This window comes from Streptomyces sp. NPDC088350, from assembly GCF_044753545.1.
In the GTDB taxonomy this organism is placed as follows: domain Bacteria; phylum Actinomycetota; class Actinomycetes; order Streptomycetales; family Streptomycetaceae; genus Streptomyces.
This window is the reverse complement of record NZ_JBIVNL010000018.1, coordinates 154,457-176,378: the sequence shown is the minus strand read 5'-3', so window position 1 is coordinate 176,378 and position 21,922 is coordinate 154,457. Positions and strand designations below refer to the sequence as shown.

The following is a 21,922-nucleotide window of genomic DNA, read 5'->3' as shown; positions in this document are numbered from 1 at the left end:
CCCGCCGCCCCCCCCCGCCCCCCACCCTAAAAAAAAAAAAAAAAACCCACACCACGTCCCCCCCCCCCCCCCCCCCGGGCGCGGGGGGGGCGGCCCCCCCCCCCCCCCCCCCCCCCCCCCCCGACTCGTTGTCCGCGCGGGTACGGGTACGTCAGTGGTCGTTCTGCGCCAGCCGCAGCAGATGGTCCGCGAGGGCCTGTCCGCCGAGCGGGTCCCGGCTGATCAGCAGGAGCGTGTCGTCGCCGGCGATGGTGCCGAGGATGTCCTGGAGTTCCGCCTGGTCGATGGCCGAGGCGAGGAACTGGGCGGCGCCGGGCGGGGTGCGCAGGACCACGAGGTTGGCGGAGGCCTCCGCGGAGATCAGCAGCTCGGACGAGAGCCGCCGCATCCGCTCCTCCTTGGCCGACTCCCCCAGCGGCGCGCGCGGGGTGCGGAAGCCGCCCTCGCTCGGTACCGCGTAGATCAGGTCGCCGTCGTTGTTGCGGATCTTCACCGCGTTCAGCTCGTCCAGGTCGCGGGAGAGCGTCGCCTGGGTGACGCTCAGCCCGTCGTCCGACAGCAGCTTCGCCAACTGGCTCTGGGAGCGCACCGGTTGCCGGTTGAGGATGTCCACGATCCGGCGGTGGCGGGCGGTGCGGGTCTGCGGCACGGCCGGCCCCGCGGGGTGCTCGTGCTCCTGCGCCTGACTCATCGTCGACTCATTCTCCGGATCATCCGTCCCCCTTGGCCACGTCCAGGACACCGGGCAGCGCCCGGAGGAACGCGTCCGTCTCGTCGTCGCCGAGGTTCAGCGGTGGCATCAGCCGTACGACATCGGGGGCGGGCGCGTTGACCAGGAAACCGGCGTCCTGAGCCGCCTGTTGCACCTGGGGTGCGAGCGGCTCGGTGAGCACGATACCCAGGAGGAGGCCCGCGCCCCGGACATAATCGATCAACGGGTGGCCCAGCAACTCGATTCCGTCGCGGATCTTCTCGCTCTGCCGCTTCACGTTCTCCAACAGGCCTTCGGCCTCGATGGTGTCGAGTACGGCGAGTCCGGCGGCGCAGGCGACCGGGTTGCCGCCGAACGTCGTGCCGTGGTGGCCCGGCTGGAGCAGGTCGGCCGCGCGTCCGAACGCGACGGTGGCGCCGAGCGGCAGTCCGCCGCCGAGCCCCTTCGCGAGGGTCACGACATCGGGCAGCACGCCTTCGTGGGTCTGGTACTCGAACCAGTGCCCGGTACGGCCGATACCGGTCTGCACCTCGTCCAGGACCAGCAGCGCGCCGTGCGCGGCGGTGATCGCGCGGGCCGCCTTCAGATACCCGGCGGGCGGTACGACGACGCCGTTCTCGCCCTGGATCGGCTCGATGATGACGAGCGCGGTCTCGTCGGTGACGGCGGCGGCGAGGGCCTGCGCGTCGCCGTACGGGACATGCGTGACGTCGCCGGGCAGCGGCAGGAACGGCTCCTGCTTGCCGGGCTGGCCGGTGAGGGCGAGGGAGCCCATCGTCCGGCCGTGGAAGGCGCCCTGGGTGGCGACCATGTGCTGACGGCCCGTCAACCGGCCGATCTTGAAGGCGCCTTCGTTGGCCTCGGCGCCGGAGTTGCAGAAGAACACCTTGCCGTCCCGGCCGAAGCGCTCCAGCAGCCGTTCGGCGAGCGCGACGGGCGGTTCGGCGATGAACAGGTTGGAGACATGGCCGAGTTCGGCGATCTGCCTGCTGACGGCTTCGACGATCGCCGGGTGGGCATGGCCGAGCGCGTTGACCGCGATACCGCCGACGAAGTCGGTGTACTCGTTGCCGTCGGCGTCCCACAGCTTGGCGCCCGCGCCGCGGACGAGGGGGAGCCTCGGGGTGCCGTAGTTGTTCATCAGCGCGCCCTGCCAACGGGCGGTCAGTTCCTGGTTGTTCACGACTCCCCCTGGTCGTCGGTGGGCTTCTGGTCGGGCACGACCATCGTGCCGATGCCCTCGTCGGTGAAGATCTCCAGCAGGATCGAGTGCTGGACCCGGCCGTCGATGACCCGGGCGGTGGTCACTCCGTTGCGCACGGCGTGCAGACAGCCCTCCATCTTCGGCACCATCCCGGAGCTCAACTCCGGGAGCAGCTTCTCCAGTTGGGAAGCGGTGAGGCGGCTGATCACCTCGTCGCTGTGGGGCCAGTCCTCGTAGAGGCCCTCGACGTCCGTGAGGACCATGAGGGTTTCGGCGCCCAGCGCGGCAGCGAGTGCCGCAGCCGCCGTATCAGCATTGACGTTGTAGACATGTCCGTCGTCCTCGCTCCTGGCGATCGACGAGACGACCGGGATGCGGCCGTCGGCGAGCAGTGCCTCGATCGCGCCCGTGTCGATGGCGGTGATCTCGCCCACCCGCCCGATGTCGACCAACTCCCCGTCGATCTCGGGCCGGTGCTTGGTGGCGGTGATGGTGTGCGCGTCCTCGCCGGTCAACCCGACGGCGAGCGGCCCGTGTTGGTTGAGCAGCCCGACCAGCTCGCGCTGGACCTGCCCGGCGAGCACCATCCGTACGACGTCCATGGCGTCCTCGGTGGTGACGCGCAGGCCGGCCTTGAACTCGCTGACGATGCCGTGCCTGTCGAGGGCGGCGCTGATCTGCGGGCCGCCGCCGTGCACCACGACGGGCTTGAGCCCCGCGTGGTGCAGGAACACGACGTCCTGGGCGAACGCGGCCTTCAGGTCCTCGTCGATCATGGCGTTGCCGCCGAACTTGATGACGACGGTCCTGCCGTTGTGCCGGGTCAGCCAGGGCAGCGCCTCGATGAGGATCTGCGCCTTGGGCAGCGCGGTGTGCTTGCGAGTAGTGCTCATGACGAGTACGCGCTGTTCTCGTGGACGTAGTCGGCGGTGAGGTCGTTGGTCCAGATGGTGGCCGTCTCACTGCCCGCGGCGAGGTCGGCGACGATGTGCACCTCGCGGTAGCGCATGTCGACCTTGTCGCGGTCCTCGCCGACGCCCCCGTTCTTGCAGACCCACACACCATTGATGGCGACGTTGAGCTGATCCGGCTCGAAGGCGGCCTTCGTCGTGCCGATCGCGGACAACACCCGTCCCCAGTTGGGGTCTTCGCCGTGGATCGCGCACTTGAGGAGGTTGTTGCGGGCGATGGAACGGCCCACCTCCACGGCGTCGTCCTCGCTCGCGGCGTTGACGATCTCGACCTTGATGTCCTTGCTGGCACCCTCGGCGTCCCGGATCAGCTGCTGCCCGAGGTCGTCGCAGACGGCACGGACGGCCTCGGCGAACTCCTCGTACTCCGGGGTGACTTGGGCGGCGCCGGAGGCGAGCAGCAGCACGGTGTCGTTGGTGGACATGCAGCCGTCGGAGTCGACCCGGTCGAAGGTGGTGCGGGTGGCGGCCCGAAGTGCCGTGTCCAGTACGCCACTTTCGACATCGGCGTCGGTGGTGAGGACGACGAGCATGGTGGCGAGGCCGGGGGCGAGCATGCCGGCGCCCTTGGCCATGCCGCCGACGGTCCAGCCGGCCTTGCTCGTCACGACGGCGGTCTTGTGCACGGAGTCCGTGGTCTTGATGGCGATGGCGGCCTTCTCACCCCCGTGCGGGGAGAGTTGACCGGCGGCGGTCTCAACTCCCGGCAGCAGCTTGTCCATCGGCAGCAGGAGTCCGATGAGCCCGGTGGAGGCGACGGCGACCTCGGCGGCGTTGAGGCCCAGCACGTCCGCGACCTTCTCGGCGGTGGCGTGCGTGTCCTGGAAGCCCTTCGGACCCGTACAGGCGTTGGCGCCACCGGAGTTGAGGACGACGGCGGAGACCTGGCCGCCCTTCAGCACCTGCTCGGACCAGAGCACCGGCGCGGCCTTGACGCGGTTGGAGGTGAAGACGCCCGCGGCGGCGAGGCGGGGCCCGTTGTTGACCACGAGGGCCAGGTCCGGGTTGCCGTTCTCCTTGATCCCGGCGGCGATGCCCGCCGCCGTGAATCCCTGTGCTGCCGTCACACTCACGGCGCGACTCCGATCGTAGAAAGCCCGGTGGTCTCGTCGAGCCCGAGGGCGAGGTTCATGCTCTGGACGGCACCGCCCGCGGTGCCCTTGGTCAGGTTGTCGATGGCGCTGATCGCGATGATGCGGCCCGCGGCCTCGTCGTACGCGACCTGCACCTGAACGGCGTTGGAACCGTAGACGGACGCCGTCGCGGGCCACTGCCCCTCGGGGAGGAGGTGCACGAAGGGTTCGTCGGCGAAGGCCTTCTCGTAGGCGGCGCGGAGCGACTCGGCGGTGACCCCTTCGCGCGCTTTCGCACTGCACGTGGCGAGGATGCCGCGGGGCATCGGCGCGAGGGTGGGCGTGAAGGAGACGGTGACGGGCTCGCCGGCCGCCGTGCCGAGGTTCTGGATGATCTCGGGGGTGTGCCGGTGGCCGCCGCCGACGCCGTACGGCGACATGGACCCCATGACCTCGGAGCCCAGGAGGTGCGCCTTGGGCGCCTTGCCGGCACCGGAGGTCCCGGAGGCGGCGACGATCACGGCCTCGTTCTCGGCGAGCCCGGCGGCGTACGCCGGGAAGAGCGCGAGGGAGGCGGCCGTCGGATAGCAACCGGGCACCGCGATGCGCTTGGACCCCTCCAACGCGGCGCGGGCGCCCGGCAGTTCGGGAAGGCCGTAGGGCCAGGTGCCGGCGTGCGCCGAGCCGTAGAACCTCTCCCAGTCGGCCGCGTCCTTCAGCCGGAAGTCGGCGCCCATGTCGACGACGAGGACGTCCGGGCCGAGCTGCTCGGCGACGGCGGCGGACTGGCCGTGGGGCAGGGCGAGGAAGACGACGTCGTGTCCGGCGAGGACTTCGGGGGTAGTTTCCTGGAGGACTCGCCCGGCGAGCGGCAGCAGGTGCGGCTGGAGCGCACCGAGCTTCTGCCCGGCGTTCGAGTTGCCGGTCAGGGCGCCGATCTCTACCTCGGGGTGCGCCAGGAGCAGACGCAGCAGTTCCCCGCCCGCGTATCCGCTCGCTCCGGCCACTGCCGCACGTACCGTCATGGAACCCTCCTCTTGGATGGCATGACTATACGTTTCGCTGCACGTTTATGCAATCTGGATGTCCGGCGCGGGCCGCCCCCAGGAGCCCGTTCGTGAGCACCATCCCGGCAACGGCCGGCAGGAACGCCGCGGGCGCGCCGAACGGGCCGAGGGCGGCGGCCAGCACCAGCAGGAAGGCGGTGCTGCCGGCCGCCGCGGTCAGCGCGCCGTGGGTCAGTTCCACCGCCGCCCTCGGTCCGGTCGACCGGTGCAGGCCGGGAGCCACCACCGCCAGAAGTACCGGCAGCGACGAGAGCATGCCGCCCGGCGTCGGCCCCAGAGCCTGTGAGGCCGCGAGGGCCGCGGTGACCGCTGCCGCCGATACCGCCATCCGTACCGGCAGCTCCCAGCGGCCCTCCCGGCGCGGTGCACGTGCCTCCGCACCGGGCCCGGGCCAGGTCCACAGCCCGGCCGCGATCACCGCACCGGCCAACGCGGCCGTCAGCCAGGCGTCGTCCACCGCGACGCCCAGTGCCGCTGCCGCCCCACTGGCCACGAGAGCCGCCCCGAGGGCCCGCCGGGGGCGCACCCGCGGCGCGAGCCGCCCGTAGGCCAGGGCGAAACACACCACGACCAGTTGCCCCGTCACCGCCCCGAGTGCCGCTACGGCAGCCGCCCGGTGCCCGGAGGTCAGACACATCAGCGCCAGGAACGGCCCCGTCGTCGTCGGAGCGCCCAGCAGCTGCCCGCCGAAGCGCGGGCCCAGTCTTCGGGCGAGGACGGAGGCGAGCAGAACGACCGAAGGCGCCAGAGCGACACGGAACAGCAGTATTTCCATGGCTTCGACCCTGTCGGAAGAACCCCCGATTCAGGTTCGGACATCGATCCGTCCATGGGCCCAAGGCCGATTAATCCTCGGCAGATGCGCGAAAGGGCCGAGGAATCCTACGATCCCCGCATGGACCGTATCGACCGGCAGCTCCTCGTCCTTCTCCGGCGGGACGGCCGCGCCACCTACCAGGACCTGGGGCGACACGTGCGCCTCTCGGCGAACACCGTGGCCGACCGGGTCCGCAGACTGCAGAAGGCCGGCGTCATCCGCGGCTACCGAGCCGACATCGACCTGGCCGTTCTCGGCCGCACCATGGAGATGCTCAGCGACATCCGGCTGCGCGACGGCGTCGACCGCGCCGCCTTCGAGCAACAGCTCACCCGCATCCCGCAGGTGGTCGGCGGGATGCGGCTCACCGGTGAGTACGACTACCAGCTGCGCGTGGTCTGCACCGACGCCCACGAGTTCGAGAGCGTCGTCGACCGCCTCAAGGAGGACGCGGGCGTGCGCGAACTGCGCAGCCGACTGCTCCTCCACGAAGTACCACTGGGCCCCGACAGCCTGATCGACCGCTCCACCCCCACCCTCCCCTGAGCCGTGCCGGTCCTCATTACCGTCGCCGGGTCGGCGAGTACGATCAAGGACACCGAACGGCAGCGGTCCAGCACGACGGTTTCCGCCAGTGCCTCCGTTCGGATCGGCGGAGCGATGAAGGGTGGACCAACCGATGCAGTCACGACAGCGCCCGTCCGGTCCGGCGCGATGACCGCCTCCGATCGCCGCCGGAGCGCGCCGGAGCATCCCTGGCGCGGGATTCAACTCGACGTGTACGAGCGGCACATGGGCGACCCGGGGGTCGGGCAGCTCCAGCGGCTCCGGGAGATCACCGGGGAACAGCTCGCGGCGTACCCGTTCCGTGCGGTCGGGGTACTGGGAGTCGCGGGAGGCAACGGACTCGACCTCGTCGACCCGGAGACGACGGATGCCGTGTACGGGTACGACATCAACCCCGACTACCTCCACGCCTGCGAGACCCGGTATCGCGACACCCTCGGCGATCGTCTCCGTCTGATCGAGGCGAGCGTCGACCGTTCCGTGCGGATCGAGCGCGTGGATCTCCTCGTCGCCAACCTCATCGTCGAGTACGTGGGCGCCGAGGAGTTCGTCGCCTTCGCGGCCGCGAACGCCTCCTCCATCGGTGTGCTGTCGTGCGTGGTCCAGCGCAACGACGCGGCCGGCTTCGTCAGCTCGACGGACCACTCGTCGTCGTTCGACGCTCTTGCCTCGGTGTCGTCGGACATCGACCCCGACGCGTTGACCTCGGCGATGTCGGGTGCGGGCTTCACCGACCTGGACCGCCGCGAATATCCCTTGCCGAACGGTAAAACCCTGGTGCGGCAGGACTTCAGGACGACCCCGGGCCCATGAACCGCCGGACATCTGCGTCCGTGTCGTCGCCGCTCAGTCCCACCGACGCAGCCGGCCATCCGTCCAACCGTCCGTCCGCCACATGAAGCACTCAGTCGCAGTGCGGGTGCCGCCCAGCGGCTGCATAGGATCGCCGGCATGGCGCTGCGACCTGTACAGGTGAACATCAAGGCTCTTGACGACACGGCGGTCGGCCGGTTCTGGGCGGAGGCGCTCGGCTGGCGGCTCAGCGGCGCGGAACCCGGGGCGACCTCCGCCCAGCCCGACGGCTTCGACTGGCTGGACCCGGCCGCCGTCGCCATCGACGTCATCGCCGTACCGGAGCCCAGGACGGCGACGAAGAACCGCCTGCACCTCGACCTCGCCACCACCTCCGCGGCCCACCAGGCGGAACTCGTCGCACGCCTCCGGTCGCTCGGCGCCACGCCCGTCGACGTGGGCCAGGGCGAGGTGCCGTGGACCGTCCTCGCCGACCCGGAGGGCAACGAGTTCTGTGTGCTGGAACCCCGCGAGATCTACCGGGACACCGGGCCGATCGCCGTGGTGGTGGTCGACTGCGCGGATCCGTGGGCCATGGCCCGGTTCTGGGGCGAGGCGCTGGACTGGACCCCGCACGAGGTGACCGACGACCACGCGGTGTTCCGCTCCGCCAAGGGGGTCGGCCCCTATCTGGAGTTCCTGCGCACACCCGGCGCGAAGACCGTGCCGGACCGCGTCCATCTCGATCTGCTGCGGTATCCGGACGACGATCAGGAGGCGGAGGTGACCCGCCTGCGGGCCCTCGGGGCCGGCGACCTGGACGTGGGGCAGGGCGAGGTCCCGTGGCGGTGCCTGGTGGATCCGGAGGGGCACGAGTTCTGCGTCCTCGCGCGGTCGTCGTCCTGACCTCGCCCGCCATGAACGAGACGGAACAGACCGTACGGGAGTCGTGGGGCCGGATAGCGGCGTGGCTCGGGGCGCATGTCCCCGAGGGGCCCGTGCGTGCGGCTGCGGATGGGGATCTGGAGCGGGTCGGCGCGGTCCTGCCGGAGGATGTGGTCGCGTGGTGGCGGCTCGACGGTGTGTCCGCCACGGCGTGGATTCCGCTCGGCTTCGCCCCGCTGAACCTGGCCGAGGCCCTGGAGGTCAGGGACATCCTGGTGCTGGTCGCCCGGGACGAGGCGGCGCACTCGGACGCCCTGTCCGCCGCGGCGGAGTACCTCCCGGCGTTCCTTCCGATCGCCGACGACGCGGGCGGCGACCATCTGCTGGTCGATCTCCGGTCCGGGCAGCCGGCGTACGGCGCGGTCTTCCGCTGGGACCACGAGACGCCCGAACCGGGCGTGCCCCTGTGGGACTCGGTGTCCGAGATGCTCGCGGACACGGCCGAGGCACTCACCACCGGCGCACCGGCCCTGTCACGGCACGCCGAGCGAGGCGGCGCCGAACAACCCTGCGTAGCCACGGTCACCGCATCCCGCGGACCGGTCTGGGACGATGTCCACCCCGGCCTCTCGACCTTCACCAGCCCCGCCACCGAACGCCCGCCCGTACCCGTCCCGGTCGACTGGACGGCCGTAGAGCCGTGGCTCGGACTGCGTCTCCCGGACGACTACAAGCAACTGGCCGACCGCTACGGGCCGTTGGACTTCGGCGAGTACCTCTGGATCCATGTGCCGTGCGTCCAGCAGGACCGCTTCGACTACGGCGACTGGCTGCGGGAGACGCATCGCGCGGCCCGGATCGCGGCACGGGCACTGCCGGAGGGCGAGCGGCCGGCCGTACACCCGGAACCCGGCGGGTTGCTGGCGTGGGGCCGCAGCCGGGGCGGTGACGTGCTGTTCTGGGACACCTCGGCCTCCGAGGACCCGAACCGATGGACGGTCGTCGTCCGGCACCCCCACCCGGCGCCAGGCCGGGGCCTGTTGCCGTTCCACCGCTACGACCTCACACTCACCGGCTATCTGCGGCGCACCGTCCGCGACGCCGGGGAACCACCGCTGCTCGGCCCGCTCCCCGGCAGCGTCGCCCGCACCGCGTACCTGCCCACACCCGGGCCGTGGACCCCGCCGGCACCCACCGCTCCCCGGCTCACCGGGGCCGAGCGCCGCACCGCGCTGGAGACCGGCACCGGCCTGGACGCGCTGCGGCTGCTGTCCCCGCCCCCGGAACACCCGTATCCCGGCGACGGCACCTGGGAAGGACTCTTCGCCGAGCTGGGGACTCAACTGCCCAGGGAGTACGTGGAGTTGATGGAGGTGTACGGCGCCGGCGACTGGGGCCAGTGGCTGCGCTTCCTGACCCCGCTGCGCACCGGCGAACGGCGCTTCGTCACCCACGTCGAGGAGACGCTCGACGCCTATCGGATGCTGAAGGACAACTACCCGGACGGCTACCCGCTGACCGTCTGGCCGGAGCCCGGCGGTTTCCTGCCCTTCGCGAACTCCTACGACGCCGACCACCTCGGCTGGCTCACCGAGGGCCCGGACCCGGACGCCTGGCCCCTGATCGTGTGGCCCCGCCACACCGACCAGGGCCCCGCGCTGGAGGGCGGCCTCATCGAGACGCTCCTCACCTGGCAGCGCGGCACACCGGCCGTCCCCGGGCTCGCCGAACTCGACGAGGAGGACGACCCGGTCGAGCACGCCGGTTTCCAGGCCTGGGACGACCACACGTACTGGTGAGGCACCCGTTGCCGTGATCCATGAGGGCGGCCTTGACCTGGAGCGCGCTCCAGGTTCTACGGTTGTCCTCATGACCAGCGGACAGCCCTTCGGGCCCCTCCCCGGGGACCGGGAACCGACCCTGACCATCGCCCAGGTCGCCGAGCGCACCGGACTCTCGCACGACACGTTGCGCTACTACGAGAAGGCCGGCCTGATCGAGCGGGTCGGCCGGAGTACTGGCAACCAACGGCGGTATCAGGCAGCGGACTTGGCCTGGCTGGAGTTTCTGCTGCGGCTGCGCGAGACGGGCATGTCGATCGCCGACATGCAGCGGTTCGCGGCGCTGCGGGCGGCGGGGAACGTCACGGTCGCCGACCGGCTGGCGATGCTCCGCGAGCACCGCGCCGAACTGGCCGACCGGATAAGGGCGTTGCGCCGCAACGCGGCCGTGCTGGACAACAAGATCGACTACTACAAACAGCTGCTCCTGGACGAGGACAACCACGACCACGACCACGAGCAGCCGGGATCGGACGAAACGACATGAGCGCGAGCACCACCCGTGAAGAGCGGTTCACCCATGGCCTTGAGGTCCTGAAGCGGGTCGACGGCGAGGCCGGGCAGCGGGTCGTCGACTCGCTCGCCGACATCAACCCCGAACTCGGTCACCAGGTCGTCGCCTGGGCCTTCGGCGAGATCTACGACCGTCCCGGACTCGCCCCGCGCGACCGCCAGTTGGTGACGCTGGGCATGCTCACCGCGCTCGGCGGCTGCGAGGCCCAGCTCGACGTCCATGTGAACGCGGCGCTGAACGTGGGCCTCACTCCTGAGGAGATCGTCGAGGCCCTGACGCACTCCGCGGTGTACTGCGGCATCCCCAAGGCGCTGAACGCGACCTTCGCCGCGAAGAAGGTCTTCGCCGAGCGTGGGCTGCTGCCGCTGGGACAGCAGTCCACGCCGGAGGCCGAAGTTACCTCTGCCTGATCCTCAGGAACGTGACCGAGTTCGCCGGGAAGGTGTAACTGAACTTGTCGGCGACCCCCTTGAAGGTGGACTCGACCGGCGCGACCGCGGTGGCCGTCTCGCTGTTCACCGCGTCGGGTGCGGCGGCGAGCGTGGTCACCTTCGCCTTGGAGGCGACCTTCGCGCCGCCCAGGTCGATCGCCGTACGGGCCGCCGAGGACTGGGCGTTGACGACCTTGACGATCAGGTCACCGGTCTTCGCGTCCTTGGTGACGACCTGACGGAACGGCTCGGCCGGCTTGTCGTCGGTGAAGCTGCCCCACTCCTGCCCGTCGAGGGAGAGGGTGACCTGACGGCCCCTCACCTTGATGTCGACGTCGTAGGAACGGCCCGTCTCGATGGTGCCCGGCTTGGCGATCAGCGTCGACTTGCCGCCGTCCACGGCCTGTTCGACGGCGGTCTGGGTGTTGTTCCAGCCGCCCAGGTTCCACCAGTAGTAGTTGCCGGTGTCCTTGACCCCGAACGCGACCAGGAAGCCTTCTTTCCCTGCCTTCTTCGTCGCCTTCACATGCAGGTCGTAGTCGTGCCAGGCCGGGTCGCCCGCCGACACCATGGTGTTCTCGGCGGCGGTGTCGGTCTGGACGTACTGCCCGTCCTGGAGGCTCCAACTACCGCCCCCCGTATGGGTCCACCGGGTCGCGTCGCCGGAGAAGTCGTCGGAGAGCAGCGCCGAACCGTCCGCGGCCGTCACCTTCACATCGTCGTAGGCCGCGCTCGTCGCCCAGGTCGACAGACCGACCGCGCCGGAGATCGGGGCGACAAGTGACGGTGTTCCGGTGGCTGTTGAGGGCACGACCCGGCCGCCGACGTTGTTCATGAACAGCTTCTGGACCTCGTAGTTGGCGGAGCCCCAGGAGGCGTGGTTGTTGAACCACACCAGGTCCGGGCGCCACTGGACGTAGTCCTCGTTGGCGAACAGCGGGGCGTACGAGGCGAGTTTCACGACGTCCGCGTTGCGTTCCAGGCCGGTCATGTAGGCGGCTTCGGCGAGGCCGTTCTTGAACGCGTTGCCCCCGGAGGCGTATTCGCCGAGAAAGACCTTCGGGCCGGTGCGGTCGTAGGAGTCGTAGCGGTTGTTGTTCTGGAGGAACCACTGCGGGCTGTTGTAGTAGTGCTCGTCGACCATGTCGACCTTGGCGTCCTTGTTGAGCTGCCAGGCCGTGTCGAAGGTCGAACCGCTGTCGTCCGGGCCCGCGTTGGAGATCACGGTCATGTACGGGTACTTCGCCTGGATCGCGGTGCGGAACCGGGTGAAGCGGGCGAAGAACTCGGTGGGGAGGTTCTCCTCGTTGCCGACCTCGATGTGGGTGAGGTGGAAGGGCTTGGGGTGGCCCATCTCGGCGCGCTTCCTGCCCCAGGGTGAGGTCACCGGCCCGTTGGCGAACTCGATGAGATCCAGGGTGTCTTGCACGTGCCGCTTGAGCAGCGCGGGGTCGTCGACGGCCTTGTTCTGACCGCAGCCGGTCACCAGGGCCGGTACGACGGGCAGCGGCATCGCGCCGATGTCCTCGGCGAGGCGGAAGTACTCGTAGTAGCCGAGGCCGTAACTCTGGTTGTAGCCCCAGAAGTTGGAGTTCGTAGCACGTGTCTCGACCGGGCCGATCGTGTCCTTCCACTGGTACGAGCGCTTGCGCTGGTACCCCGAGGCCGCGCTGTAGTCCTCCATGGAACCGGTGTTGACCAGACAGCCGCCGGGGAAGCGCACGAAGCCCGGGTGCAGGGCGGCGATCTTCTCGGCGAGGTCCTTGCGCAGGCCGTTGCGCTCGTGCCTGTAGGTGTCGCGGGGGAAGAGGGACACCATGTCGAGGGCGGTCGCGTCGGAGGAGGCGACGGTGAGGCGGCCCGTGGCGCTGGTGCGGGTGGCGGTGAACGTGGCCCTGTACCGGGCCCAGCCGTTCTTCCTCACGGTCACCCGGTGCGCGGTCGCGAGGGTGCCGCCGGTGTCCTGGAGGCCGACGGTGAGCGTGGTGCCGGAGTCGGCGCGGGCCCACACCGAGAAGTCGTACTTCTTGCCGTCCTCGACCGCGATGCCGGTGTTGTAGCCGGCGTTGGTGATCGACGAACCGGCCGCCAGGGAAAGGTAGGTGCGGTTGGTCTCGTTGAGGCGGCCGGCGTCGTTCACCACCTGGCCCGTACCGGCGACCGTCCAGGCGGTCAGCGGGGTGTACGACTTGTTGTCGTCGGTGGAGTACTCGAAGGACCGGTTCTGCACGAGCTCGGCGTACAGGCCGCCGTCGGCCGCGCGGTTGATGTCCTCGAAGAAGACGCCGTACATCGTCTTGTCGATCCTGGCGCCCTGGGCCGACGGGTCGACGGTGATCGCGTAGTCGGTGACGTCCTCGGCGTGGGCGGGAACGGGGACGACGGCCGTCGCCAGCAGGAAAGCGCTTGCCCCTAAGGCAAGTCTCAGGCGGGTGCGGCTGGTGCGTGACATGGATACTCCGCGGCTCTTGAAGTTGTTCGAAATGTCAGACGTCGGTCAGCACTTCGAACGGCAAGATAGGGAAGGGGCGTGAGCACGTCAATGGGGCCTGCGGGCGGGGGACGTAGGGTCGAGGGCATGTCACGGGTGATCCACCGGCACGGCGGAGCAGATGTGGCCGTGGGCGCGGACCCGGCGGCGTACGAGAAGGACTCCGTGCAGACCTTCCGCGCCACGAGCCGCGCCTCGCACCACGAGATCCGGGCCCGGGCGGAACGGAAGGCGCCGGCCGGCGCGCCGGACCGGTGGCGGCGGCGCGGGGAGGGGTGACGATGGGCGAGTTCTGGCCGGTTACCGATGTGCTGGCATATCTGGCCGGGAGTTGGCGGGTGCGGCGGTCGGTGCGGGATCTGGCGAGCGGGGACGAGGGCGACTTCTCGGGCACGACCGTCTTCAGCGCGCTGCCCGAAGGGGGCCTGCTGCACACCGAGTCGGGCACCTTCACCTGGCGGGGCGTGGCCCGCCCCGCCGAGCGGACGCTAAGGTTCCTGCCCGGCGCCGCGCCCGGCACGGCCGACGTGCGCTTCGGCGACGGGCGGCCCTTCCACGACCTGGATCTGACCTCGGGGCACCATGTCGCCGACCATCCCTGCTCGGCGGACCTGTACCGGGGCGAGTTCACCGTGCTGGACGCGGACCACTGGCGGACGGTGTGGCGGGTGGGCGGGCCCGCGAAGGATCTGGTGCTCAGTACGGAGTATGTGCGCGGGGGCTAAGGGGGGTGGGGCCGGCCATTCCGGGCGGCAACAACTCCGAGGCGATCCTCCCGGCGTACGCACGCCTCCCCCGAGTATCGGCGAACCCGGCCCGCCCCACCGGGAGTTGACACCGACCTACGTCCGCGTGGACTGCACCGCCGCCCCGTCGAACCGCAGATTCCAGCGCCCCGCGTGGCCCGTGACCGTGGTGGTCGACAGGGGGCGTACGTCGATGTTCCAGTAGGTCGAGGGCGGGGCCTTGAGGGCGTAGACCAACGCGGCGCGGATGACGGAGGGTTCGGCTACGGCGACGATACGGCCGCCGTCGTCGTCGGGCCGGGTGTCCAGCCAGCCGCCCACGCGGGAGATGAAGGACAGCAGGGACTCCCCGCCGTGCGGGGTGGAGCGGGGGTCGGCGAGCCAGGCGTCCACCAGGGCGGGCTCACGGGCCATCGCCTCGCCGAGTGTCAGGCCGCGCCAGCGGCCCATGTCGCAGTCCCGCAGGGCGAGTTGCACCAGCGGGGTGTACCCGAGGCCGTCGCCGGTCGTGCGGCTGCGCGGGGTCGGCGAACAGTAGCGCAGCTCCGCCGCCGCCAGCGGCAGCAGAACCGGGGCGGCGCGCTGCACCTCGTCCCAACCCGCCTGGTCAAGCGGGCGGTCGTCCTCGAAGCGCTCCGCGAGCAACGGGGAGCTGCGCGCGGCGGCGACGAACGTGACCCGAAGTTGCATGCGGCGATCGTGTTCCCGCTGAAGTGCGCAGGTCAAGGGGGGCCGGAGGAGAGTTACCCACGGTGGGCAAAACCTTACTTCGCGGTCAGGACCAGGCGGACAAGTCACTCGAAATACAGGGCCATCCACTGGTCGGGCCGCGCCAGTGGCTTGAACCCGACCTTCTCGTACACGCCGTGGGCGTCGTGCGTGGCGAGAAGTATCCGGCGCAGTCCGAGCGGCCGCAGCTCCTCCCGTACGGCGCCGACGAACGCCGTGCCGATGCCCTTTCCGCGTGCCGACGGTGCCACGTACACATCGCACAGCCACGCGAACAGCGCCTCGTCGGTCACCACGCGCGCGTACGCCACCTGCTCCCCCGAAGCGGTGTCGTACACCCCGAAGTTCAGCGAGGACGCGACCGCGCGCTCGTGCTGCTCGCGGGGCCGGCCCTTCGCCCAGTACGCGTCGGTGGACAGCCAGTCGTAGACGCGGTCGATGTCGACGCGGGCGGAGTCGGCGGAGAACTCGTAGCCGTCGGGGAGGCTCGGGACGTCGTTCATGGCGGGAGAATCGCAGGCCAGGGGCGCGGGTGTCGAGCGGTTTTGGCCGGTGGCGGGGCGTTGTCAGTGGCGCGTGGCAGGCTTCGAGGCATGACAGGGATGGCAGGGACGACGACCGCCGACGACTACGTCTGGCTCCGCGAGCAGCATGCGTCGCTGATGACCGCGTACTGCGTCACGCTGGTCCGGGAGATCACACCGGAGCGGTTGCTCCAGGAGCTGGGGGCGGTGGAGGACATACGCGTCACGGGCGTCGGGGCGCTGAGCGAGCCGTCGTACGACTCCTGGGACGAGTACGACGGGGACCCGCTGTTCGTCGGTGTCGCCGCGGTCGGCGACTGGTCGCTGATGGTCGAGTACAACGGCTACCTGGGCGTCACGGACGAGGCCATGCTCCCGGTCTCGCACGGGCACACGATCGTCTCCCACTTCCGCAACGTGAACGCGGTGGACCACTTCAACTGGTACGAGGACGGGGACATTCGGCTGCACTTCGAGCCGCTCTTCCCCTACGCCCGGAACGGCAGCCACGCGGACGAACTCCTCACCGAGATGCGGGAGTCGGGCTTCGATCTGAGAGAGGACGACGACCGGGACTACCAGCAGCACACCGAGGCCGCCTTCGCGCTCGCGGATCGCCTCACGGGCGTCCATCTGACACCGGAGCTGTTCGCGTCGCTGGAGTTCACCTGCGCCCTGGTACCGCTGCCTCCGCGCTAGGCCACCTCGTCACAGGCCGCCCGAAGCCGCCGTACCCCCTCCACGATCTCTCCCGTCCCCGCGACCGCCGCGAAGCTCAACCGGACGTGGGCGGCCGGGGGTTCGGCGCTGAAGTAGGGGCGGCCGGGGGTGAGGGAGACGCCCGCGCGGAGGGCGGCGCCCGTCAGGGCCGACTCATCGCTGCCGTCGGGGAGGCGGAGCCACAGGTGGTAGCCGCCGGAGGGGATGTGCGGGAGGGAGAAGGAGGGGAGTTCGAGGCGCAGGGCGGTCGTCATCGTGTCCCGGCGGGTCTTCAACTCGCTTGAGACGGCGCGGAGATGGCGGGGCCAGGCCGGGGAGCCGACGAGTTCGAGGGCCGCTTCCTGGAGCGGGCGGGGGACGAAGAAGGTGTCGACGACCTGGATGGCACGCAGGCGTTCCAGTACCGGGCCGTGCGCGGCGAGTGCGCTGACCCGGAAGCTGGGCGAGGTCGCCTTGGTGAGGGAGCCGACGTGCACGACGACTCCGTCCGGGTCGTCGGCGGCCAGCGGGCGCGGCAGCGGGCCCGCGTCCTCGTGCACCAGCCGTCGTACGAAGTCGTCCTCGACGACGAACGCGCCCGCCTCGCGGGCGATGCGCAGGACCTCCGGGCGGCGGGCGGGGGCGAGGACGGCACCGGTCGGGTTCTGGAACAGGGGCTGGCAGACGAACACCCGGGCGCCGGTCGCACGGAACGCGTCGGCGAGGAGGGATGGACGGACGCCGTCCGCGTCGACCGGTACGGGGACCGGGCGCAGGCCCGCCGCCCTCGCGATCGCCAGCATGCCCGGGTAGGTGGGCGATTCGACGAGGACCGGCGCACCGGGGGGTGCCAGGGCGCGCAACGCCGTCGTCAGCGCGGTCTGGCCGCCCGCGCTCACCAGCACGTCCGCCGCGGTCACCGAACCGCCGATGCCGCGCGCGAACCACTCGCGCAGTTCCGGCAGGCCCTCCATCGGCGGCCTGCTCCAGGCACCGGGGCGGCGCCCCGCCCGCGACAGGGCCGCGGCCATCGCCCGCTCGGGCTGCAACGACGGGTGCAGATAGCCGCCGTTGAACTCGATCACCCCGGGCGGCGGGACGGCCAACGAGGCCAGCACGCCGGACGCGTCCACCGTGCGCGGTACGACGTCGGCGGCGCCGTCCGCGCTGAGCGCGACCTCCTGCCAGGAGGTGTCCCCCACGGCTGTGGTGGCAGCGGCGCGGGGTGTGGCCCGGAACGCGCCGGCGCCCGGGCGGGTGACCACCAGCCCCTCGGCGGCCAGCTGCGCGAGGGCGCGCGAGACGGTCACGGGACTCACCCGGAACCGTTCGACGAGCGCCCGGCTCGACGGCAGCTTTCCGCCAGGAGAGTAGCGGTCAAGCTCCTGTCGCAGGCTATTGGCCAGTTCGCCGACACTGCTACGCTCTTGCATGAGAGCACACGATAGCGCTACTGCACCGAGCCCGATAGCGGTCAGCACCTCCCCCACCACCGGGACGGCCGGCGCGCCGAAGGTCCCCGCCGGTACCGGTACGGTCCTCGCCGCGCTCGGTGTGATCGCCTTCTCCCTCACCTTCCCCGCCACCGCCTGGGGTCTCGAAGGCTTCGCCCCCTGGTCGCTGGTGGCCGTGCGCAGCGTCCTCGCCGCGCTGCTCGCGGGCGGCTGTCTGCTCGTCCTGCGCGTCCCCGTACCCGAGCGCCGGCACTGGGCCGGGCTGGCCGTCGTGGCGGGCGGAGTGGTGGCCGGTTTCCCGCTGCTCACCACGCTCGCCCTCCGGACCTCGACCACCTCGCACGCGGCGGTCGTGGTCGGCCTGTTGCCCCTGACGACCGCCGCCCTGTCCGCGCTGCGCACCGGCATCCGCCCCTCGCGCACCTTCTGGACGGCCGCGCTCGCGGGCGCCGGCGCGGTGCTCGCCTTCACGGTCCAGCAGAGCGGCGGCGCCGTGACCACCGCCGATCTGTATCTCCTCGCGGCGCTGCTGGTCTGCGCGGCCGGTTACACCGAGGGCGGCCGGCTGGCCCGGGTCATGCCCGGCTGGCAGGTCATCGCCTGGGCGCTGGTCCTGTGCCTGCCCCTGAGCGTGCCCGCCGCCGCGCTCGCGCTGTCGTACGACACCCCGCGTCTCACCGCGCACAGCGTGGCCGGACTGCTGTGGGTCGCCGCGGGTTCCCAGTTCCTCGGGCTTGTCGTCTGGTACCGGGGCATGGCCACCATCGGTGTCCCGAAGGCCAGCCAGTTGCAGTTGGCCCAGCCTCTGCTCACTCTGGTGTGGTCGGTACTACTGCTCGGCGAGCACCTGACCGTGGCCGCCCCGCTGACGGCGGCGGCCGTGCTGGTGTGCATCGCCGTCACGCAGCGGGCCCGGAGTTGAGCGGCGTGCACGTCCCGGTCCCGGCCGGGCGGGCCGCCGTAGACTCGAAGGGCGTGGACCGCTGCTCCCGTACTCGGTGAGGAGGCGTTGCAGATGCGTGCAATCGTGGGTGATCGGATCGTCCAGCACGGCAGAGTGGTCGGCCAGCACGACCAGGTCTCGGAAGTCGTCGAAGTGATGGGCAGGGAGGGCAGTCCGCCCTACCGCGTCCGCTTCGCCGACGGGCACGAGGCCGTGATGTCGCCCGGCCCCGACTGCGAGATCAAGCACCAGGACCCGGAACGGTAGGTCAGCGCGGGGGTTTCGCCGGCTGCTGGTAGTGGTCGGCGACCACCCGTGCCATCGCGCCGACGGGGTCCACGGCGACCTCCCGGGCGGCGAAGAAGACATGTCCGCCGACCTGCGGGTAGGTGGCGGCGAGGGTGAGGCCCGTTGACCTGGTGGTTGTCCCAGGTCGACTCCGAGAGGAAGAACTGCAGCCGCTGCACCGCCGCATGCTGGGCACCGACCACCGGCTCGCTGCCGACGAGGCAGGTCAGCGTCTTGTTCCGGTCCCGTGGAAGCAGCAGCCCGGCCAGATACTCGCGAAACCCACGCCGCTGCGCCGGGGTCTCGAAGAGATCATCGAAGCGGGCGGCGTAGGCTTCCAGCGGACCGAGCGCGGGCGGGCATGGCAGCCGCTTCGTCATCTGGGGCTCCACGAAGGCGAGTTGGAACTCTTACTTCCGATCTACTACCGCCCCGATCCGCCGTCAACAAACCACCGCTAGCCCGTAGAGCAGGGCTGTCGGTATCGCTTCTCAGTAAAATCGAGGTAGGAAACCGAGCACTCACCCAGGGCGTTGGCGCTTCCCTCGCCCATGCCATGAACCTCACCCTCGATGAACTCTTGGGGAGCGCTCCGGAGCGAAACCTCAGTGATCTGGATTGGGCTATCCGGCGATTTGATATCCCCGAAGATCCGCCGGAGCATCCCGAGACTCTGCAACAGGACGTCGACGAGCTGAATCAGCTTCGATGGAATACAGAGCTGTCCAAGGTCCTTCTGCGGCTCCCGAACGTTCTCACTCGGGTAACCAATCACGCCCACTTCACCGGACAGCCAGGGGCCTGGACTCTGGTAGCCGACGTGTACGGAGTCGTCTACTGGCTCACTGCCCGCCACAGGTGGATGCACCTTGCCGAGTCGGCCACCATGAAGCAACGCGTAGCAGCCGATCGAGCAGACCCGGTTGCGGCCATTGTTGCCGCGCGGGACGACGCAGGGACGTTCCTCAACTCTGGCGACTTCGCGGGTGGGTTGACCATCGTCGATCGCGCCGTTGTCCAGGCCGAGTCGACGCTCACCGGTCGTGACCGTGCCTACGCTCTCGGCATTCTTCACCTGCGTGGCTTGACTCTCGCCGGACGCCTCAAGGACAAGCAGACGACCAACCGGCACATCGACGCGGCATGGCGGGCAGCCGCAGAATTCCCGGAAGACATCGTCGAGCACGGAATCCATTTCGGACCGGAGAACACGGCCACCCACGTGATTTCCACAGCGTCGGACATGGACCAGCACCGCCGAGCCCTGGACACTGCGGAGGACTTGATTCGAGGCGGAATGTCTCTTCCGGCAACCCGAATCGGCCCGCTGTACATGAACCTTGGCCGTTCCCAGCTCGCGCTAGGGGATCAGGACGGAATCCTGGAAAGCCTGGAAAAGGCTTGGGTAGTCGCTCCGGAGATGGCGGCGGTTCACCCGACCAGTAGGGAACTGACCCGAGTCCTGGTGACCCGGCACATGCGGAGCAACGAACGGCTCACCAAGTTGGCGAAGCGCGCCGGTATCAATCTCTGAGGCCTTCCGGTACCCCGGTGGCCCCAGGACCGATCTACGCTCGCTTTCGAACAACAACCTTGACGGAAGCCGCCCGCGTCCGTCCCTGGGGTAGTGGAGTAACCTCCGGCGCGTCTGCGCGCCGCTGTCGGGGAACAGCCTCGGCTCCGAACAGCACACCAAGCAAGAGGGCCTGCTCCTGCTCGCTGTGCTGATCAAGGAGTTCAGCGAGCAGGGTGTAGGAATCTGGAAGCCCCGCACCACCGCTGCCCATCATCGCGGAGCCTTCGCGGGCTGCTGATAGTGATCGGCGACGAGACGAGCCATCGCACCGATCCGGTCCACCGCTACTTCCTTTGCGGCGAAGAACACATGCCCGCGCACTTCGGGGTGGGCGTCGGCAAGCGTGAGGTGACGGGAGAGTTCCGCCGCATCTTGCCAGGCCGCTGGTTGTGCCGGGTCCCCCGCCTTGTACAGAGCTTCACCGATGTAGAGCTTCGTCTTGCTACCCCTCGCCACCTCCGACCACCAAGGTACGAGGACGGAATAATTCGCGGGAACCCGCTGGTCAAGAGGTTGTGCCGACCAATACAGCTGCGGCACGATGTAGTCGATCCAGCCCTCGCGCACCCACTTCCGGGTGTCCGCGCAGAGATCGTCGTACGTCTGCACCCCCGCCCGCGTGTCCGAGCCGCGCGGGTCGGTCGTGAGGTTGCGCCACACGCCGAAGGGGCTGATCCCGAAGCGCGTGCCGGGGCGGATCGTCCTGATCCGGGCCGCGGTCTCGCGGATCAGTTTGTCGATGTTGTCGCGGCGCCACGCGGCCCGGTTCGGGAAGGCACCGCCGTATGTGTCGTAGGCCGCGTCGTCGTCGAAGGTCTGGCCTGCGACCGGGTACGGATAGAAGTAGTCGTCGAAGTGGACCGCGTCCACGGGGTACTTGCGCACCGCGTCGAGGATCGCGTTCTCGACGAAGGCGCGGACCTGGGGCAGCCCGGGGTTGTAGTATAGCTTCCCGCCGTACGCCACGACCCAGTTGGGGTGTTTGCGCGCGGGGTGCGAGGCGACGAGTTTCGTCGGGTCGGTGTGGTTGGCGATGCGGTACGGGTTGAACCAGGCGTGCAGTTGCAGTCCCCGCGCATGCGCTTCCGCTACGGCCGTCCTCAGCGGGTCCCAGCCGGGGGCCACGCCCTGGGTGCCGGTGAGGTACTGCGACCAGGGCTCGTACGGCGAGGGCCACAACGCGTCGGCGGTGGGCCGTACTTGGAAGATCACCGTGTTGAGCCGGTCGCGGACCGCCGCGTCCAGGTGGGCGATCAGTTCGGTGCGCTGCTGTGCCGCGGTGAGGCCCGGGAGGGAGGGCCAGTCGCGGTTGGACACCGTCGACAGCCACACGCCCCGCATCTCGGTGGCCTCGCGCGGACGCCCCGGTACGGCCGCCGCGCTGCCGGTCGCCGCGCTGCCGGTCGTAGCCAGCGTCGACAGCGCGGCCGTCGCGAACGCCCGACGTGACAATCGCCCCATCTGCACACCCCCATACGCTGTGGATCCGTGCCGTCACGGATCGTCTCCGCGCCCCAGAATGCCCGACCCCGGCGATCGATCATCGATACTTGCGGGTAACGTGCACGATCGGAGCAGGAACCGGACAACGGGCCCCT

At 70.1% G+C, this 21,922-nt stretch carries 25 protein-coding genes; 13 read left to right on the top strand and 12 right to left on the bottom strand.

All coding sequences use genetic code 11. The features are described 5' to 3' along the window. Window positions 1-151: 151 nt before the first annotated feature. The 6 genes from ACIQBL_RS44170 to ACIQBL_RS44145 are packed head-to-tail and all read right to left on the bottom strand — an operon-like array spanning window position 152 to window position 5,802. Window positions 152-691 (bottom strand): arginine repressor, encoded by a 540-nt coding sequence (locus tag ACIQBL_RS44170; RefSeq protein ID WP_401953592.1) that lies wholly within the window; start codon window positions 689-691, stop codon window positions 152-154. 19 nt (window positions 692-710) lie between these two features. Then, a complete protein-coding gene (locus tag ACIQBL_RS44165; RefSeq protein ID WP_401953589.1) occupies window positions 711-1,895 on the bottom strand; it encodes an acetylornithine transaminase in 1,185 nt (394 codons plus the stop codon). Then, window positions 1,892-2,809 carry an acetylglutamate kinase gene (gene argB, locus ACIQBL_RS44160; RefSeq protein WP_401953587.1) on the bottom strand — a complete coding sequence of 306 codons (918 nt, stop codon included), beginning with the start codon at window positions 2,807-2,809 and terminating at the stop codon, window positions 1,892-1,894. The genes ACIQBL_RS44165 and argB overlap by 4 nt, the downstream gene beginning before the upstream one ends. Next, window positions 2,806-3,960 (bottom strand): bifunctional glutamate N-acetyltransferase/amino-acid acetyltransferase ArgJ, encoded by a 1,155-nt coding sequence (gene argJ, locus ACIQBL_RS44155; protein ID WP_401953584.1) that lies wholly within the window; start codon window positions 3,958-3,960, stop codon window positions 2,806-2,808. The genes argB and argJ overlap by 4 nt, the downstream gene beginning before the upstream one ends. Further along, window positions 3,957-4,985 (bottom strand): N-acetyl-gamma-glutamyl-phosphate reductase, encoded by a 1,029-nt coding sequence (argC, locus tag ACIQBL_RS44150; RefSeq protein WP_401953581.1) that lies wholly within the window; start codon window positions 4,983-4,985, stop codon window positions 3,957-3,959. Before argC ends, argJ begins: the two co-directional genes overlap by 4 nt. A gap of 25 nt (window positions 4,986-5,010) precedes the next feature. Beyond that, entirely contained in the window at window positions 5,011-5,802 is a 792-nt protein-coding gene (locus ACIQBL_RS44145) for a hypothetical protein (protein ID WP_401953579.1), read from the bottom strand. A gap of 120 nt (window positions 5,803-5,922) precedes the next feature. Between ACIQBL_RS44145 and ACIQBL_RS44140 the strand changes: the two genes are divergently transcribed. From ACIQBL_RS44140 to ACIQBL_RS44115, 6 genes are all read left to right on the top strand, one after another. Then, entirely contained in the window at window positions 5,923-6,390 is a 468-nt protein-coding gene (locus tag ACIQBL_RS44140) for an Lrp/AsnC family transcriptional regulator (RefSeq protein WP_401953577.1), read from the top strand. A gap of 168 nt (window positions 6,391-6,558) precedes the next feature. Further along, window positions 6,559-7,224, top strand: a complete 666-nt coding sequence (locus tag ACIQBL_RS44135) for a hypothetical protein (protein WP_401953574.1) — start codon at window positions 6,559-6,561, stop codon at window positions 7,222-7,224. Between the two features lie 138 nt (window positions 7,225-7,362). Then, entirely contained in the window at window positions 7,363-8,109 is a 747-nt protein-coding gene (locus ACIQBL_RS44130) for a VOC family protein (protein WP_401953572.1), read from the top strand. 11 nt (window positions 8,110-8,120) lie between these two features. Then, the gene (locus ACIQBL_RS44125; protein ID WP_401953569.1) at window positions 8,121-9,887 is read left to right on the top strand and encodes an SMI1/KNR4 family protein; all 1,767 of its coding nucleotides are present in this window, start codon (window positions 8,121-8,123) and stop codon (window positions 9,885-9,887) included. Between the two features lie 70 nt (window positions 9,888-9,957). Then, window positions 9,958-10,416: a MerR family transcriptional regulator gene (locus ACIQBL_RS44120; protein ID WP_401953566.1), complete on the top strand. Its 459-nt coding sequence runs from the start codon at window positions 9,958-9,960 to the stop codon at window positions 10,414-10,416. Then, a complete protein-coding gene (locus ACIQBL_RS44115; protein ID WP_401953564.1) occupies window positions 10,413-10,853 on the top strand; it encodes a carboxymuconolactone decarboxylase family protein in 441 nt (146 codons plus the stop codon). Before ACIQBL_RS44120 ends, ACIQBL_RS44115 begins: the two co-directional genes overlap by 4 nt. On the opposite strand, the gene ACIQBL_RS44110 is transcribed toward ACIQBL_RS44115, so the two are convergent. Continuing rightward, window positions 10,840-13,326 (bottom strand): alpha-L-arabinofuranosidase C-terminal domain-containing protein, encoded by a 2,487-nt coding sequence (locus ACIQBL_RS44110; protein ID WP_401953562.1) that lies wholly within the window; start codon window positions 13,324-13,326, stop codon window positions 10,840-10,842. The two genes, ACIQBL_RS44115 and ACIQBL_RS44110, sit on opposite strands and share 14 nt — an antisense overlap. Before the next feature lie 126 nt (window positions 13,327-13,452). On the opposite strand from ACIQBL_RS44110, the gene ACIQBL_RS44105 reads away from it, so the two are divergent. Both ACIQBL_RS44105 and ACIQBL_RS44100 read left to right on the top strand, forming a co-directional pair. Beyond that, window positions 13,453-13,644: a hypothetical protein gene (locus ACIQBL_RS44105; protein WP_401953560.1), complete on the top strand. Its 192-nt coding sequence runs from the start codon at window positions 13,453-13,455 to the stop codon at window positions 13,642-13,644. A gap of 2 nt (window positions 13,645-13,646) precedes the next feature. Continuing rightward, window positions 13,647-14,090 (top strand): DUF6314 family protein, encoded by a 444-nt coding sequence (locus tag ACIQBL_RS44100; RefSeq protein ID WP_401953557.1) that lies wholly within the window; start codon window positions 13,647-13,649, stop codon window positions 14,088-14,090. A gap of 117 nt (window positions 14,091-14,207) precedes the next feature. Here the strand turns inward: ACIQBL_RS44100 and ACIQBL_RS44095 are convergent, their stop codons facing one another. After that, the gene (locus ACIQBL_RS44095) at window positions 14,208-14,801 is read right to left on the bottom strand and encodes a histidine phosphatase family protein (protein ID WP_401953555.1); all 594 of its coding nucleotides are present in this window, start codon (window positions 14,799-14,801) and stop codon (window positions 14,208-14,210) included. A 104-nt stretch (window positions 14,802-14,905) separates the two neighbouring features. Then, a complete protein-coding gene (locus ACIQBL_RS44090) occupies window positions 14,906-15,343 on the bottom strand; it encodes a GNAT family N-acetyltransferase (protein ID WP_401953553.1) in 438 nt (145 codons plus the stop codon). Window positions 15,344-15,433: 90 nt separating this feature from the next. On the opposite strand from ACIQBL_RS44090, the gene ACIQBL_RS44085 reads away from it, so the two are divergent. Then, window positions 15,434-16,063, top strand: a complete 630-nt coding sequence (locus ACIQBL_RS44085; protein ID WP_401953550.1) for a DUF6461 domain-containing protein — start codon at window positions 15,434-15,436, stop codon at window positions 16,061-16,063. Here ACIQBL_RS44085 and ACIQBL_RS44080 read toward each other — a convergent pair. Then, entirely contained in the window at window positions 16,060-17,496 is a 1,437-nt protein-coding gene (locus ACIQBL_RS44080) for a PLP-dependent aminotransferase family protein (RefSeq protein ID WP_401953547.1), read from the bottom strand. The two genes, ACIQBL_RS44085 and ACIQBL_RS44080, sit on opposite strands and share 4 nt — an antisense overlap. Between ACIQBL_RS44080 and ACIQBL_RS44075 the strand changes: the two genes are divergently transcribed. Together ACIQBL_RS44075 and ACIQBL_RS44070 are read left to right on the top strand one after the other, a co-directional pair. Next, window positions 17,495-18,439, top strand: a complete 945-nt coding sequence (locus ACIQBL_RS44075; protein WP_401953544.1) for a DMT family transporter — start codon at window positions 17,495-17,497, stop codon at window positions 18,437-18,439. The two genes, ACIQBL_RS44080 and ACIQBL_RS44075, sit on opposite strands and share 2 nt — an antisense overlap. Before the next feature lie 93 nt (window positions 18,440-18,532). Continuing rightward, a complete protein-coding gene (locus ACIQBL_RS44070; protein ID WP_401953541.1) occupies window positions 18,533-18,727 on the top strand; it encodes a DUF1918 domain-containing protein in 195 nt (64 codons plus the stop codon). Between the two features lies 1 nt (window position 18,728). On the opposite strand, the gene ACIQBL_RS44065 is transcribed toward ACIQBL_RS44070, so the two are convergent. Beyond that, on the bottom strand, window positions 18,729-18,935 hold the full coding sequence (locus tag ACIQBL_RS44065; protein WP_401953611.1) for a hypothetical protein: 207 nt from the start codon (window positions 18,933-18,935) through the stop codon (window positions 18,729-18,731). Here ACIQBL_RS44065 and ACIQBL_RS44060 point away from each other — a divergent pair. Further along, window positions 18,934-19,209 carry a hypothetical protein gene (locus tag ACIQBL_RS44060; RefSeq protein WP_401953609.1) on the top strand — a complete coding sequence of 92 codons (276 nt, stop codon included), beginning with the start codon at window positions 18,934-18,936 and terminating at the stop codon, window positions 19,207-19,209. The genes ACIQBL_RS44065 and ACIQBL_RS44060 overlap by 2 nt on opposite strands. Window positions 19,210-19,223: 14 nt before the next feature. Then, window positions 19,224-20,282 carry a transcriptional regulator gene (locus ACIQBL_RS44055; RefSeq protein WP_401953606.1) on the top strand — a complete coding sequence of 353 codons (1,059 nt, stop codon included), beginning with the start codon at window positions 19,224-19,226 and terminating at the stop codon, window positions 20,280-20,282. A 252-nt stretch (window positions 20,283-20,534) separates the two neighbouring features. Here the strand turns inward: ACIQBL_RS44055 and ACIQBL_RS44050 are convergent, their stop codons facing one another. After that, complete coding sequence (locus ACIQBL_RS44050; RefSeq protein WP_401953539.1) at window positions 20,535-21,785, bottom strand: glycoside hydrolase family 10 protein; 1,251 nt, start codon at window positions 21,783-21,785, stop codon at window positions 20,535-20,537. Between the last annotated feature and the right edge of the window lie 137 nt (window positions 21,786-21,922).

Bases quoted from the DNA above. Each gene is read 5' to 3' on its own strand.
- ACIQBL_RS44140 (WP_401953577.1), top strand. From the start codon at position 5,923: ATGGACCGTATCGACCGGCAGCTCCTCGTCCTTCTCCGGCGGGACGGC.
- ACIQBL_RS44170 (WP_401953592.1), bottom strand. From the start codon at position 691: ATGAGTCAGGCGCAGGAGCACGAGCACCCCGCGGGGCCGGCCGTGCCG.
- ACIQBL_RS44125 (WP_401953569.1), top strand. From the start codon at position 8,121: ATGAACGAGACGGAACAGACCGTACGGGAGTCGTGGGGCCGGATAGCG.
- ACIQBL_RS44095 (WP_401953555.1), bottom strand. From the start codon at position 14,801: ATGCAACTTCGGGTCACGTTCGTCGCCGCCGCGCGCAGCTCCCCGTTG.
- ACIQBL_RS44100 (WP_401953557.1), top strand. From the start codon at position 13,647: ATGGGCGAGTTCTGGCCGGTTACCGATGTGCTGGCATATCTGGCCGGG.
- ACIQBL_RS44075 (WP_401953544.1), top strand. From the start codon at position 17,495: ATGAGAGCACACGATAGCGCTACTGCACCGAGCCCGATAGCGGTCAGC.
- ACIQBL_RS44115 (WP_401953564.1), top strand. From the start codon at position 10,413: ATGAGCGCGAGCACCACCCGTGAAGAGCGGTTCACCCATGGCCTTGAG.
- ACIQBL_RS44130 (WP_401953572.1), top strand. From the start codon at position 7,363: ATGGCGCTGCGACCTGTACAGGTGAACATCAAGGCTCTTGACGACACG.
- ACIQBL_RS44085 (WP_401953550.1), top strand. From the start codon at position 15,434: ATGACAGGGATGGCAGGGACGACGACCGCCGACGACTACGTCTGGCTC.
- argB (WP_401953587.1), bottom strand. From the start codon at position 2,809: ATGAGCACTACTCGCAAGCACACCGCGCTGCCCAAGGCGCAGATCCTC.
- argC (WP_401953581.1), bottom strand. From the start codon at position 4,985: ATGACGGTACGTGCGGCAGTGGCCGGAGCGAGCGGATACGCGGGCGGG.
- ACIQBL_RS44120 (WP_401953566.1), top strand. From the start codon at position 9,958: ATGACCAGCGGACAGCCCTTCGGGCCCCTCCCCGGGGACCGGGAACCG.
- ACIQBL_RS44145 (WP_401953579.1), bottom strand. From the start codon at position 5,802: ATGGAAATACTGCTGTTCCGTGTCGCTCTGGCGCCTTCGGTCGTTCTG.
- ACIQBL_RS44110 (WP_401953562.1), bottom strand. From the start codon at position 13,326: ATGTCACGCACCAGCCGCACCCGCCTGAGACTTGCCTTAGGGGCAAGC.
- ACIQBL_RS44105 (WP_401953560.1), top strand. From the start codon at position 13,453: ATGTCACGGGTGATCCACCGGCACGGCGGAGCAGATGTGGCCGTGGGC.
- ACIQBL_RS44050 (WP_401953539.1), bottom strand. From the start codon at position 21,785: ATGGGGCGATTGTCACGTCGGGCGTTCGCGACGGCCGCGCTGTCGACG.
- ACIQBL_RS44090 (WP_401953553.1), bottom strand. From the start codon at position 15,343: ATGAACGACGTCCCGAGCCTCCCCGACGGCTACGAGTTCTCCGCCGAC.
- ACIQBL_RS44080 (WP_401953547.1), bottom strand. From the start codon at position 17,496: ATGCAAGAGCGTAGCAGTGTCGGCGAACTGGCCAATAGCCTGCGACAG.
- ACIQBL_RS44135 (WP_401953574.1), top strand. From the start codon at position 6,559: ATGACCGCCTCCGATCGCCGCCGGAGCGCGCCGGAGCATCCCTGGCGC.
- ACIQBL_RS44070 (WP_401953541.1), top strand. From the start codon at position 18,533: ATGCGTGCAATCGTGGGTGATCGGATCGTCCAGCACGGCAGAGTGGTC.
- ACIQBL_RS44065 (WP_401953611.1), bottom strand. From the start codon at position 18,935: ATGCGGCGGTGCAGCGGCTGCAGTTCTTCCTCTCGGAGTCGACCTGGG.
- ACIQBL_RS44060 (WP_401953609.1), top strand. From the start codon at position 18,934: ATGCTGGGCACCGACCACCGGCTCGCTGCCGACGAGGCAGGTCAGCGT.